Origin of the sequence: Pseudomonas caspiana (assembly GCF_002158995.1) — a bacterium.
GTDB lineage: Bacteria > Pseudomonadota > Gammaproteobacteria > Pseudomonadales > Pseudomonadaceae > Aquipseudomonas > Aquipseudomonas caspiana.
Genome location: NZ_LOHF01000003.1, coordinates 314,505 through 326,914 on the forward strand (window position 1 = coordinate 314,505; position 12,410 = coordinate 326,914).

At 59.7% G+C, this 12,410-nt stretch carries 10 protein-coding genes; 1 reads left to right on the forward strand and 9 read right to left on the reverse strand.

Annotation, left to right across the window (positions count from 1 at the left end; genetic code table 11):
* Window positions 1–191 precede the first annotated feature (191 nt).
* Together AUC60_RS06225 and AUC60_RS06230 are read right to left on the reverse strand one after the other, a co-directional pair.
* The gene (locus AUC60_RS06225; protein WP_087265212.1) at window positions 192–1,499 is read right to left on the reverse strand and encodes an LLM class flavin-dependent oxidoreductase; all 1,308 of its coding nucleotides are present in this window, start codon (window positions 1,497–1,499) and stop codon (window positions 192–194) included.
* Window positions 1,500–1,924: 425 nt separating this feature from the next.
* Window positions 1,925–3,172 carry a D-amino acid dehydrogenase gene (locus AUC60_RS06230; RefSeq protein ID WP_087265213.1) on the reverse strand — a complete coding sequence of 416 codons (1,248 nt, stop codon included), beginning with the start codon at window positions 3,170–3,172 and terminating at the stop codon, window positions 1,925–1,927.
* A gap of 116 nt (window positions 3,173–3,288) precedes the next feature.
* On the opposite strand from AUC60_RS06230, the gene AUC60_RS06235 reads away from it, so the two are divergent.
* Window positions 3,289–3,642, forward strand: coding sequence for a RidA family protein (locus tag AUC60_RS06235; RefSeq protein ID WP_087265214.1), 354 nt, complete (start codon window positions 3,289–3,291; stop codon window positions 3,640–3,642).
* Here AUC60_RS06235 and AUC60_RS06240 read toward each other — a convergent pair.
* The 7 genes from AUC60_RS06240 to AUC60_RS06270 all read right to left on the reverse strand — a co-directional run bounded on the left by AUC60_RS06240 (window position 3,639) and on the right by AUC60_RS06270 (window position 12,344).
* Complete coding sequence (locus tag AUC60_RS06240; RefSeq protein ID WP_087265215.1) at window positions 3,639–5,087, reverse strand: N-acyl-D-amino-acid deacylase family protein; 1,449 nt, start codon at window positions 5,085–5,087, stop codon at window positions 3,639–3,641. The two genes, AUC60_RS06235 and AUC60_RS06240, sit on opposite strands and share 4 nt — an antisense overlap.
* Complete coding sequence (locus AUC60_RS06245; RefSeq protein ID WP_087265216.1) at window positions 5,084–6,718, reverse strand: ABC transporter ATP-binding protein; 1,635 nt, start codon at window positions 6,716–6,718, stop codon at window positions 5,084–5,086. The genes AUC60_RS06240 and AUC60_RS06245 overlap by 4 nt, the downstream gene beginning before the upstream one ends.
* Entirely contained in the window at window positions 6,715–7,590 is an 876-nt protein-coding gene (locus AUC60_RS06250; protein WP_087265217.1) for an ABC transporter permease, read from the reverse strand. The genes AUC60_RS06245 and AUC60_RS06250 overlap by 4 nt, the downstream gene beginning before the upstream one ends.
* 10 nt (window positions 7,591–7,600) lie before the next feature.
* A complete protein-coding gene (locus AUC60_RS06255) occupies window positions 7,601–8,542 on the reverse strand; it encodes an ABC transporter permease (RefSeq protein WP_087265218.1) in 942 nt (313 codons plus the stop codon).
* Between the two features lie 113 nt (window positions 8,543–8,655).
* Entirely contained in the window at window positions 8,656–10,242 is a 1,587-nt protein-coding gene (locus tag AUC60_RS06260; protein ID WP_202973066.1) for an ABC transporter substrate-binding protein, read from the reverse strand.
* Window positions 10,243–10,407: 165 nt separating this feature from the next.
* A complete protein-coding gene (locus AUC60_RS06265; RefSeq protein ID WP_087265220.1) occupies window positions 10,408–11,262 on the reverse strand; it encodes a D-amino-acid transaminase in 855 nt (284 codons plus the stop codon).
* A 155-nt stretch (window positions 11,263–11,417) separates the two neighbouring features.
* Window positions 11,418–12,344 carry an N-carbamoyl-D-amino-acid hydrolase gene (locus AUC60_RS06270; protein ID WP_087265221.1) on the reverse strand — a complete coding sequence of 309 codons (927 nt, stop codon included), beginning with the start codon at window positions 12,342–12,344 and terminating at the stop codon, window positions 11,418–11,420.
* Window positions 12,345–12,410 lie beyond the last annotated feature (66 nt).

Sequence of the window (12,410 nt, forward strand, 5' to 3'; positions counted from 1 at the left end):
TCCGAGATGAGCCCGGTCCTGTAGGAGTGAGCTTGCTCGCGATCCTGTGCGTCAGCGAAAATGTGTTGCCTGACCCGATGCAATCGCGGGCAAGCGCGCTCCTACAGCTGAAAACCATCCCATGCCGGATAGTTATTTCATATCTGATGAGAGCTCGCGGACTCCTACAGAATCGGACTCAGCCTTGAAGGCTACCCGTGCCGATTAGCCGGAACGGGCAAGCCAAGGTGTTCGCGCAACGTCGTGCCGGTGTAATCCTCGCGGAACAACTTGTGCTTGCGCAGGATGGGCAGCACGCCATCGATGAAGTGATTCAGGCCTTCCGGGAAGTAAGCTGGCATCAGGTTGAAACCGTCAGCGGCCTCCCCCTCAAACCAGGCGATCAATTCGTCGGCCACGGTTTGTGGCGTACCGATGACAATTTTGTGGCCTCGGGCACCCGCTGCCAGGTTGCAGATCTGCCTCAGGGTCAGGCCATCCCGATGGGACAGGTCCAGCAGTAACTGAGCACGGCTTTTCATGTTTTGCGGCAGTGGCAAGTCAGGCAGCGGCTGATCCAGATCGAACCCGGACAAATCGTGGCCAAGACGGTCGGCGACCATCAATAACGCGGCTTCCTGATCGTTCCAGCTTTGCAGTTGATCAAAGCGCGCCTGCGCCTCGGCGGCTGTTGCGCCAAGGATCGGCATAACGCCCGGCATTACCAGACAATGTTCCGGTTTGCGGCCCTGAGCGACGACCTGGCCTTTGAGGTCACGATAAAATTCCTGAGCCTCGGCCAGGCCCTGCTGAGCGGTGAACACCACTTCGCCGATTCGCGCGGCCAATGCCATGCCCGGCCCCGACGATCCGGCCTGGATCAATACCGGATGACCTTGCGGCCCACGGGTGACGTTCAACGGTCCGGCGATAGAAAAAAACTCGCCTTTATGATCCAGCCCATGCAGCTTGGCCGGGTCGAGAAAGACGCCGGAATCCGGGTCTTGTACATAGGCATCATCTTCCCAGCTGTCCCACAGACCACGCACCACATCAACGAACTCTTCGGCGACCGCGTAGCGCTGGGCATGGTCAGGATGGGTAGCGCGGGTGAAGTTGGCGGCGCTGTCATAACCGGTGGTCACCACATTCCAGGCCGCCCGCCCCGCGGACAGATGATCCAGCGTGGCGAACTGTCGGGCGATGGTGTACGGCTCGCTATAGGTAGTAGATGCCGTCGCGGCCAAGCCGATTTTTTCGGTGATGGACGCCAGTGCGCCGAGCAGTGCTACCGGCTCAAGGCGAACGATCATCGATGGATGTTCCTTGCCATTGGTGACCAGTTTGTCGCCGAAGAACACCATGTCGAATTTGGCCTGTTCGGCAGCCAGGGTCAGTTGGCGGATCAGCGGGAAGTTCTCGCTACCTGCCTGGGCGCCAGGGTAACGCCAGCCTGCGGAATGATGACCTGCGGCCTGAATGAACAGGCCCAGGCGCATGTGTCGATCAAGCTTGCTCATGGGTCGACTCGATAACGGAATGAACGGCAACCTTCATGTGTCGGGTTGGCACTCGATGGGTCCTGGTGAAGTAATGGATAAAAAATCGGGATATGGAAACGGTTGTAACCATAGAACGAATTGATATAAATAAATAATATATCTAACTATTTTCATAATAAAAATAAATGATCCTGGCTGTCCATGTTTTGTTGCCCACGGGCCGCCATCAGCTTCTACCGCCGCATTACAATGCGACGTCCTCCCGGCTAAAACTGGTCCTACGGGATAACGCAGTCTCTGTGGGGACGTGTTCGCGAGAGGCCACTGTTCTGAAAAATCAGTGGCCGACACAACGCATCACCAACACGTTGGCTCCCACCGGGTAAAGTCTGTCTGGAGCAAGACAGAATCTGTAGGTACTCGTACGCTCCGGCATAAATGCATCAACCCAACCGAAACGGCGCTGAATCAATCGGCGACGGCTGGCCCAGCATTTGCGCGGCGAGGAGTCTGGCGCTGCCCAGTGCCAGGGTGAAGCCCAGAGCCCCTTGCCCGACGTTCAACCACAGGTTGCTGAAACGTCCTGCCCGATCAATGATCGGTTTGCTGTGCGGGGTGCTAGGGCGCAGACCGGCCCAGGTCCGGGCTTGAGCAAGATCCAGCTGCGGGAAGGTTTCGGCGACCTGCTGCTTGAGCAACGCAATCCGGGCCGGGTCGACTTCGGCGCGATCCACGCCCATGTCTACCATCGCCGCGATACGCAGACGCTCACCCAGCGGTGCATAGACCACTTTGCGTGAGGCATCGGTCACGCTCAGGCTCGGCGCTTCGCTGCCCGCCGCCATGGGCACGCTCAGGCTGTAGCCGCGCAAACCATACAGCGGGAGTTTTACACCCAATGGACGCAGCAACGGCACGCTGAACATCCCCGCGGCGACCACTACCGAATCGGCTTCCAGGTCCCCCTTATCGGTGCGCACCGCCACAACCCGATGCCCCTCATGCACCAGTTCGCGCACCTGGGTTCCCAGTGCCAGAGTTACGTTGGGCATTTGCTCCAGTAAACCGCGCAGGCCCATGCAAAACCCCGCGCAGTCGGCCGTCGCTTCACCGGGGGTGTAGATGCCTCCGGCGAGCTCATGGCCGATACCACGCAAAGTAGGTTCCAGCGCGACGCACGCCGCACCGTCGAGGATTTTTTGATCAGCGCCCAACGAGCGCTGCCAGTCAACCATGGGTTCAGCGCCCACCAAGGCCTTGGCATCGCGATAGATCACCAGTTTGCCGCTGCGCAACAGGTCGAATTGAAACGCGTGCTGGCTCAACAGCTCATCCAGCGAATCGCGGCTCAGGTACGAGAGGCTGAGCATGTCACCAATGGTCCGGCGTACCGCCGAGGTCGTGCAACTGGCGAGAAATTCCGTACACCAGCGCCATTGCGCGGGATCAAGACGCGGACGGAAGCGCAAGGGCGAGTCGGCACGCAGCAGCCATTGCGGCAACTTGCTGATCACCGAAGGATCAGCCAAGGGCGCGACATAGCTGTAGCTGAGCTGCCCGCCATTGGCGAAACTGGTTTCCTGAGCGACCTCCTGATGGCGGTCCACCAGGGTCACCTGAACTCCTTGGCTAGCCAGATACCAGGCGCTGGTCAGCCCGACGACACCGGCACCTATCACGATTACCTGCACGCTATCTCTCCTTTGGTTGATTAGCACGGGGTTATGGTTGACCGTCAAATCGGTACTGGCGCTGAAGGTTGGAGTTGGCTAGTTTCCCTGATTCACTTATCCCGCCAGGAGTCGCCATGAGCATCCAGAGAATTTCCGTCACCCCACGCCTTGCAGGCGCCGTTGTCCACAATGGCCTGGCCTGGTTGTCCGGCCAGGTGCCAGACGACCGCAGCCAGGATTGCGCCGGACAGACTCGCCAGGTGCTGGCCAAGATCGACGCCCTGCTCGCCCAGGCTGGCAGCGACAAATCAAAACTGCTCAGCGCGCAGATCTGGCTCAAGGACATCGACGCTGATTTCGCCGCCATGAACGAAGTCTGGAGCGAATGGCTGCCTGAAGGCGCAGCACCGGCCCGCGCCACCATCAAAGCCGACCTGGCCTCGCCGGATGTACGAGTGGAAATCATGCTGACGGCTGCCATCAGCTAACCACGCGCAGCGGCAGGCTGGCGTTTCAACAAACGTCCCTGCCGCCGAGTAACCTGGCCGCCTTCATAGCTCGGCACGCCATTGACCACTACCAGATCAATCCCCGGCGCCTGACGACACGGGTCACTGTAAGTCGCAACATCCTCGATGCGCTGCATGTCTACCAGCACCAGATCGGCAAAACCGCCTTCGCGCAGTTCACCACGATCCTGCAAGCGAAAGCGTTTCGCGGACAGCCCGGTCATCTTGCGTACCGCTTCGGCCAGATCAAACAGCTTCAGATCCCGGCAATAATGCGCCAGCACCCGTGGAAAAGTGCCCCACAGGCGCGGATGCGGATTGGGGTCATTGGGCAAACCGTCGGAACCAATCATCGACAACGGGTGCGCGAGAATCTGGCGTACGTCGTCTTCGCTCATCATGTGGTAGATCGCCCCGGCCGGACGCAAGCGCTCGGTGGCTTCCAGCTGCGACACATCCCACTGCGCGGCAATGTCTTTAAGTGTCTGTCTGGCCATCTCCGGATGCGGGTCGGACCAAGTGATGTAAATCTCCATTTTGCCGTCCACCCGCCACGCATCCAGGGTGGTGGAACTGGCTGCATAGGGATAGCAATCACAGTTACAGGGTTGTCCGGCGGCGGCTTGTTCCAGCGCGGCCAGGGCCAGCGGTGCGCGGCCCCAGTTACCGGCCCCGGCGCATTTCAGGTGCGAGATCACCAGATCGGCACCGGCCTTGCGTGCGGTACTGAACGACTCCTCCAGAGAGTCCAGCAAACCTGCGTGCTCGTCGCGCATGTGGGTGGTGTACAACGCACCTTCGGCACCGACAATATCCACTAGCGCCTGCACCTCACTGCCCGGTGCCTGCTTCGCGTTGGTGTAAGCCAGCCCGGAGCTGAGGCCGATGGCCCCGGCGTCAAGCGCACCCTGCAAGGCGCTGCACATGTGTTGCAGCTCATCCCGATTGGCCGGGCGATCAAAACCGGGCATGACATTGCTGCGCAACGCGGTGTGGCCCACTAGTGCCGCGACGTTGACGGCAGGCCGGGCCTGTTCGACCGCAGCCACATAGGCCTGGAACGTCGGATAAATAAAAGCCTCACGACCGCCCAGCAGGTTCATCGGGTCTGGCGGCACGCCGGGCAGCGTGACCGGCGAGGCGCTGATACCGCAATTACCAACAATGACAGTGGTCACGCCCTGAGATATTTTGGCGAGCATGTCCGGCGTGCGAATCACATTGGTGTCGTCATGAGTGTGAACATCGATAAAGCCCGGCATCAGGCAACGTCCATTGCCGTCAATGACACGTTCTGCCGAGTGCCCGGCAAGATCACCGATAGCAATGATGCGATCAGCGCAGGTTGCAACATCGGCCACGTAAGGCTCGGCACCGGTGCCATCGACGACGGTGACCTGCCGAAACAACAAATCAAAGGTCATACGCACGCCCTCTGGCCAGTAGCAAAATCCCAGCCCTTACCCGGCACGGCATCCATCAACTGTCGGGTGTAGGTGTGTTGCGGGTTACCCAGCACCTGTCCGGCAGGACCGTATTCGATGAGCTGACCGTGCTGCATTACCAGTACGTCATCACACAGTTGCGCCGCGACCCGCAGGTCGTGGGTGATAAACAAAATGGCCACGCCCAGACGTTGCTGGATATCGTCGAGCAGTTTCAGGACCTGAGCCTGCACGGAAACGTCCAGCGCTGAAACCGCCTCATCGGCGACGATCACATCCGGCTCCATGGCCAGGGCGCGTGCGATGGCGATGCGTTGGCGTTGACCACCGGAAAACTGATGAGGGAAACGCTCAATGGCGTCCGCCGGTAGCCCCACCAACTCCAGCAGCTGCTGACCGCGCTGCCAGGCCTCGACGAAACTCACGCCGTAGTTCATCGGACCTTCGATCAGGCTTTTGCCGACGGTCATGCGCGGGTTCAACGAGCGGTTCGGGTCCTGGAAAATCATCTGGATACGTTTGCGATGAGGCTTGAGCCCGGCCGGCGACAGCTCGGAAATGTCCTTGCCGGTGACTCGCACCGCGCCATGCGTAGGCGTCAGCAAGCGCATCACGCAGCGCGCCACCGTGGATTTTCCGGAACCACTTTCGCCCACAATCCCCAGCGTACGTCCACGCTTGAGCAGGAACGACACTTCATGCACCGCCCGCGTGCCCTGGCGCTGCTTGCCAAACCAGCTGAGCACACCGCCGGCCGCCGGGTAGACCTTACCCAGTTCACTGACATCCAGCACCACCTGCGGGCTGGACTCCAGCCGCGACGGACGAGGCTTCAGGGCTGGCACGGCCGCCAACAGCGCCTGAGTGTATGGCTCACGAGGCCGGGACAGCACGTCGTCGACAGTGCCGGATTCGACGATTTCACCATGGCGCATTACGCAAACCCGGTCGGCGATGTCCACCACCACGCCCATGTCGTGGGTAATGAACAGCACGGCGGTGCCATGCTTTTGCTGGAGCTCGCGGATCAGTTTGAGAATCTGCTGCTGGGTGGTGACGTCCAGCGCTGTCGTCGGTTCATCGGCAATCAACAGACGCGGCTCCAGGACCAGCGCCATAGCAATCATGATCCTCTGGCGCTGACCACCGCTCAGTTGATGCGGATAGGCATCGTGGATGCGCTCGATCTCCGGCAGATGCACCTGAGACAAGGCATCCATGACTTTCGCCCGACGCTGGGCAGCCCCCAGGCTGGTGTGAGTTTGCAGGACTTCGTCGATTTGCCGCCCGACACTGAGGACGGGATTCAGGGCGGTCATCGGTTCCTGAAAAATCATCGCCATGCTATTGCCGCGCAACGCCTTGAGGCGACTATTGCTGACGGCCAGAACGTCTTCACCTTCGAGCAGGATACGTCCGCTTTCAGCCAGAAGCGCGCCTTTGGGCAGCAGCCCCAGGGTAGCCAGAGAGGTCACTGATTTTCCCGAACCACTCTCGCCCACCAGGCACAAGGTTTCCCCTGCGGCGATCTCGAACGAAATGTTGTGCAGGATCGGCTTGCCTTCGGCTGTGCTCACGCAGAGCTGTTCAACGCGCAGAACTTCACTCATGCCGCTCCCCTCTTTTTCATCCGTGGGTCCAGGGCATCGCGCACCGAGTCACCCAACAGGTTGATCGACAGAATGCACAGCGACAGCGCCAGGCCAGCCCACAACACCAGTGATGGCTTGAGCTGGAAGTACACCCGGCCCTCGGAAATAATGTTGCCCCAACTCGGAATTTCAGTACCGATGCCGGCGCCGAGAAACGACAGGATCGCTTCGGTCAAAATCGCCGAGGCGCAGATATAGGTGCCCTGCACGATCAGCGGCGCGAGGGTCGTGGGCATCAAGTGACGCAGCAGAATCCTGACGGTCGACGTGCCCATCAGCACGGCGGCTTCGACGTAAGGTTCTTCCCGTGCCGACAGCACCCGGGAACGCACCAGACGTACGACCTGAGGAATTTCCGGAATCATGATGGCGATCATCACAGTCCAGATTCCGGCGCTGCTCAGGGACACGATGGCAATCGCCAGCAGCACGCCGGGGATCGCCATCAGGCCATCCATGACGCGCATCAACACCGCGTCCAGGCCACGGAAATAACCCGCCAGCAAACCCAACGGCAACCCGATCAGAATGCTCAGGACGGTCACGCCGATACCGACCATCAGCGAAACCTGTGCGCCGTAGACAATCCGCGAAAACAAATCGCGACCGTAAGCATCGGTGCCCAGCCAGAAATCGGCGCTGGGCGGTTTGAGTCGATTGGCCGGTGACAAGGCAACAGGGTCGTGGTTGGCCACCCACGGCGCAAAAATCGCCATGGCAATGATCAACACCAGAACCACCAGTGATATCGCCGAAACCAGCGGCACCCGTGGCAGGCCGATCAGGCGTCGCCGGGGTCCGGGCAGGGTCAGAGAAGCGGATTTGCTCACAGTCAGGCCCTCAGTAACGGATGCGTGGATCGCTGATCGCGTACGACAGATCGATCAGTAGATTGATAACGACATACACACCGCTGGTCAGCAGGATCATGCCCTGGATCACCGGATAGTCACGGGCCAGCACTGCATCGACGATCAAGCGCCCCAGTCCCGGTATGTTGAAGACACTTTCGGTCACTACGACGCCGGAGATCATCATGGCGAAGCCGGTGCCGATCACGGTGAGAATCGGGATCATGGCGTTGCGCAACGCATGGCGAAACAGCACATGCACTTCGGACAAGCCCTTGGCACGGGCGGTGCGAATGTAGTCTTCGCCGAGCACTTCGAGCATGCTCGCCCGGGTCATGCGCGCCACCAGTGCGATATACACCGACGACAAGGTCAACGCAGGCAAAACGATGCGCTGGGCAAAGGGCCCGATGCCGTCACTGATGCTGCGAAACCCTTGGACTGGAAGCCATTTCAGTTCGATGGCGAATACCGTGATCAGCACGTAACCAATCACGAACACCGGCACTGAAAAACCGAGCACGGAGGTGGACATGACCAGATTGTCGATCCAGCTACCGTGTTTCCAGGCTGCCAGTACGCCCAGCGGCACGGAAATCAGGATAGTGAACATGATCGATACCAGCGCGAGGCTGAGGGTCGGCTCTACCCGTTGACCGATCATATCCAGCACCGGGGTATGGGCCATCAGCGAAGTACTGAAGTCGCCCTGCAGCAGTTGCGCTATCCAGACGAAGAATTGCCGGTACAGCGGCTGGTTCAGACCCAGGCTTTCGCGAATGGCCGCCAGTTGCTCCGGGGTTGCCATGTCACCGGCAATGATCGCTGCCGGATCCCCCGGCGACAGCCGCAGCAACAGGAAGACGAACAGCGCTACCACCAACATGACCGGGATCGCCGCCAGAATGCGGCGAAAGAAGTAACTGAGCATGGGCTTGATCCGTTGTCTGGTACACAAACATGAAAATTCGCAGGAACGGCTTTAGCCGGTCCTGCGGGACTGCGCAGGTTCTGTAGGAGCGAGGCTTGCCCCGAGTTCAGCCTTCAATCCTTCTTCACATTCCAGAACACCGTCGATGGCCCTGGCAGCAGGCCGTTGACACGGGCATTCCAGGCCGATACGTCGTGGTACTGGCCAAGCGGGATGTAGCTCACTTGATCCATGGCACGCTTCTGGATTTGCACAGCAATTTCTTTCTGCTTGACCGGCTCAGTAGCCGTCGCGAACGCCACGCGCAACTCGTCCATCTGCGGATCGGTCGGCCAGCCGAACCAGGCGCGCTTACCGCCCCCGTCTAGCATCGGGTTGACCACCGGGTTCCAGATGGTCTGCACGTTCCAATAGGTGAAGAACAGATTCCAGCCGCCCTGAGCGGGCGGGTTCTGATTGGCGCGGCGTGACACCAGGGTCTGCCAGTCCATCGGTTGCAGGTCGACCTTGAAGCCGACGTTACGCAAAGCCTGGGCCGCGACCACCGGTTGCGGTGCCTGGCTAGGTACGTCGGTGGGCTGCATGATCACCACCGGCGTGCCGTCATAACCGGCTTTCTTGAGCAAGGCCTTGGCCTCTTCAGGATTGCCACCGTTGAGCAGCGACTCACCGCCTGCCTCGGTTTCAAGCTCTGTGCCACAGGCGAAGACTGACGCGCACTGACGGAAATACTTGGGATTGCCCACCAGCGCATCGAGCACGTCTTTCTGGTTCAGTGCCAGCATGGCGGCGCGGCGGATGTCCGGGTTGTCGAATGGAGGGTATAGAAAGTTCATGCGCCCGCCGGTCATCGACCCCAGATCGCCGAGTACGCCGGTCTTAAGGTTGTCGTCTGCTTCGACCATGGGCAGCAGGTCGATGGGCAATTGCTCGATGAAGTCGATATCGCCGGAAGACAGTGCGTTGATCGCGGTCATGCGATCGGGCATGTTGATCCACTCGACCCGGTCCACGTTAACGACCTTGCCACCGGCCGTACCGCTTGGTGCTTCTTTGCGCGGTACATACTCTTTGAATTTTTCGTAAACCACGCGGTTGCCGGGATCGAACTCGCTGGCGACAAACCGGTACGGTCCGGAGCCGGTGTAGTCGGTGATCATCTTGCCTTCCGGGGTGTTGGCAACCCGCTCGGGCATCATGAAGGCTGCCACCGAGGACGGTTTGGCAATCAGCGGCAGCACGTAGCCGAAGGGTTTGGCCAGCGTCAGAACGATGGTGTGCTCGTCACTGGCCACCAGACTGGCGGTGTACTGCATCATCAACTTTCCGCCCACGTCGTAATGCGCCCAACGTTTCAGGGAGGCCACGCAATCCGCAGCGGTCACCGGCTTGCCATCGTGCCAGAGCAGACCGTCGCGCAGTTTGAAGGTATAGACCAGACCGTCCGGCGACAGGGTCCATTCGGCCATTTGCGGCCTAGGCACGAAATGCTCGTCCATGGAGATCAGCGTGTCGTAGATCATGTAGCCATGGTTGCGAGTGATCTGTGCCGTGGTGGCAATCGGATCGAGTACACGCAGCGAAGACGACATCACAGCGTGCAGGGTTTTCTCGGCCGACAGGGCAAAGGGAACATGCAGAGCGGCCATAAGCCCAACCGGCAACAACAGACGGGAGACCAGGGATCGGGATAATTTCATGCGCAACATTCCTTACAGAGAGCGAAGGTCGTGGGCGGCAGAATTCCTGTGTGAGCAATGGTGTAGAGCCGAGCGCCTCTGCGGGTGCCCTGGCGAGTTATCCGGTCATGAAAATCTTGAGTAAGCGGGAGCGGAGCCTGGTCCGGGCTGTATCCACAAGAGGCACTACATCAGCACCTCTAACGCGTGATCTATGTAGAGCTGGCGAAAGCGCCGGGTGAGCTTGCCCGGCGTGCCGTCGCCGATGGCCTGACCATCAATGGTGACCACGGGATAGACGAACGAGGTAGATGAGGTGACGAAGGCCTCGGCAGCCTGTTTGGCATCATCCAGCGAATAAGCGCGCTCTTCGAGACGCAAGCCGGTTTCACTGAGCAATGCAATCATGGCTGCGCGCGTAATGCCGGGCAGCAAGGCGCTGGACAATTCACGAGTCACGACAACGCCTTCCCTCGTGATGATGAACGCGTTGTTGGAGGTGCCTTCGGTGATCATGCCGTCCTTTACCAGCCAGGCATCGTAAGCGCCCATGCCCTTTGCCTGTTCCTTGGCCATGCAGGCATACAACAGCTGCGTGGTCTTGATATCGCTGCGCCCCCAGCGCAGGTCCGGCAGACCGACGATGTTCATCCCACGAGCCGCCAGCGGGCTGTCAACGATCACCTTGGCCTGGGTGTACAACACAACCGTCAGCGGATGGCCCTCGGCCGGGTACAGGAAATTGCGATCCTGTGCGCCACGGCTGACCTGCATGTAGACAAGGCCCTCGTCCAGCTCATTGTGTTCGATCAGTTGCCGGTGGATTGCCAGCAACTCATCGCGGCTCAGATCCAGACGCAAGTTCAATTCGCCCAGAGAGCGGCGCAAGCGTGCGTGATGCAGATCGAAATCCACCAGCTTGCCGCGCAACACCGCGGTCACCTCGTAAATACCATCGGCAAACATGAAGCCCCGATCAAAGATCGAGATGCTGGCCTGGTTTTCGGGAATAAACTGGCCGTTGAGGTACACCGTACGCATGGATCGTCCTCTGTAAAACTCATAACCTGTGAACGTGCACTCTTATGGGAGCGCAGCTTGTGTGGGAGCGGGGCTTACCCACGATAAGGGCGTCACAGGTATGAGCTCCATCGCGTTCAGCCTTATCGCGGGCAAGCCTCGCCCCTACACGCTTTTTACGCCGAGCGTTTCACACCCGTCTGGCTGGTGATGATGCCGTAGTGCTCGATACGCCGATGGCGGGCAAAGTCGAAAATCGTGGTTTTGCCGAAGTTGCACAGGTCCATGTCGCAACGGTGCGTTATGAGTTCGTCACCCTGCCCTTTCGCCCTCGCAACGACAAAGCCATTGGGATCGATGATGACGCTGCCCCCCATTAACGGGAAGCCATCCTCGACACCGCCCTTGGCGACACCCACTACCCAGGTAGCGTTCTGGTAAGCACCGGCCTGCATGACCAGCTCGGAGTGAAACAGCCGCTGCTCTTCACCTTCACTACGGTTCTGCGAGTTGATCGAGGGCGTGTTGTACCCCAGCATCACCAGCTCGACACCTTGCAGGCCCATGACACGATAGGTCTCCGGCCAGCGACGGTCATTACAGATGCACATACCCATTACCGCGTCCTGACTTGACCATGTCGGGAAACCCAGGTCGCCGGGTTCGAAATAGCGCTTCTCCAGGTGCTGAAAATCGCGGTCGGTATCGAACTCGACGTGCCCCGGCAAATGCACCTTGCGGTATTTGCCGACGATGTTTCCCTGGCGATCAGTGAGGATGGAGGTATTGAAATGACGGCCTTCGGCAGTCAGCTCGGCGTAACCGAACGACAGGGCAATTGCATGCTCCCGGGAGTAATCGAACAGTGGTTGAGTCACGGCGCTGGGCATCTCGCGCTCGAACCAGGTATCGACCTCAGCCTGATCTTCCATGTACCAGCGCGGGAAAAAGGTAGTCAGGGCCAACTCGGGGAAAACCACCAGTTCGCAACCCTGCTGCCGCGCCTGCTCAAGCAGTGCAAGCATGCGCTGGACGACGCTTTCTCTACTGTCGCTCTTCTGGATTGCACCCAGTTGTGCACCGCCGATGACTATCTCACGCATTGCGAATCTCCCCTGCCGACGCACCCTTACGCCGTGTCTGGGGCCATTGTGAAAAAGTCTGCGAGG

Bases quoted from the DNA above. Each gene is read 5' to 3' on its own strand.
- AUC60_RS06260 (WP_202973066.1), bottom strand. From the start codon at position 10,242: ATGAAATTATCCCGATCCCTGGTCTCCCGTCTGTTGTTGCCGGTTGGG.
- AUC60_RS06255 (WP_087265218.1), bottom strand. From the start codon at position 8,542: ATGCTCAGTTACTTCTTTCGCCGCATTCTGGCGGCGATCCCGGTCATG.
- AUC60_RS06235 (WP_087265214.1), top strand. From the start codon at position 3,289: ATGAGCATCCAGAGAATTTCCGTCACCCCACGCCTTGCAGGCGCCGTT.
- AUC60_RS06245 (WP_087265216.1), bottom strand. From the start codon at position 6,718: ATGAGTGAAGTTCTGCGCGTTGAACAGCTCTGCGTGAGCACAGCCGAA.
- AUC60_RS06265 (WP_087265220.1), bottom strand. From the start codon at position 11,262: ATGCGTACGGTGTACCTCAACGGCCAGTTTATTCCCGAAAACCAGGCC.
- AUC60_RS06240 (WP_087265215.1), bottom strand. From the start codon at position 5,087: ATGACCTTTGATTTGTTGTTTCGGCAGGTCACCGTCGTCGATGGCACC.
- AUC60_RS06270 (WP_087265221.1), bottom strand. From the start codon at position 12,344: ATGCGTGAGATAGTCATCGGCGGTGCACAACTGGGTGCAATCCAGAAG.
- AUC60_RS06225 (WP_087265212.1), bottom strand. From the start codon at position 1,499: ATGAGCAAGCTTGATCGACACATGCGCCTGGGCCTGTTCATTCAGGCC.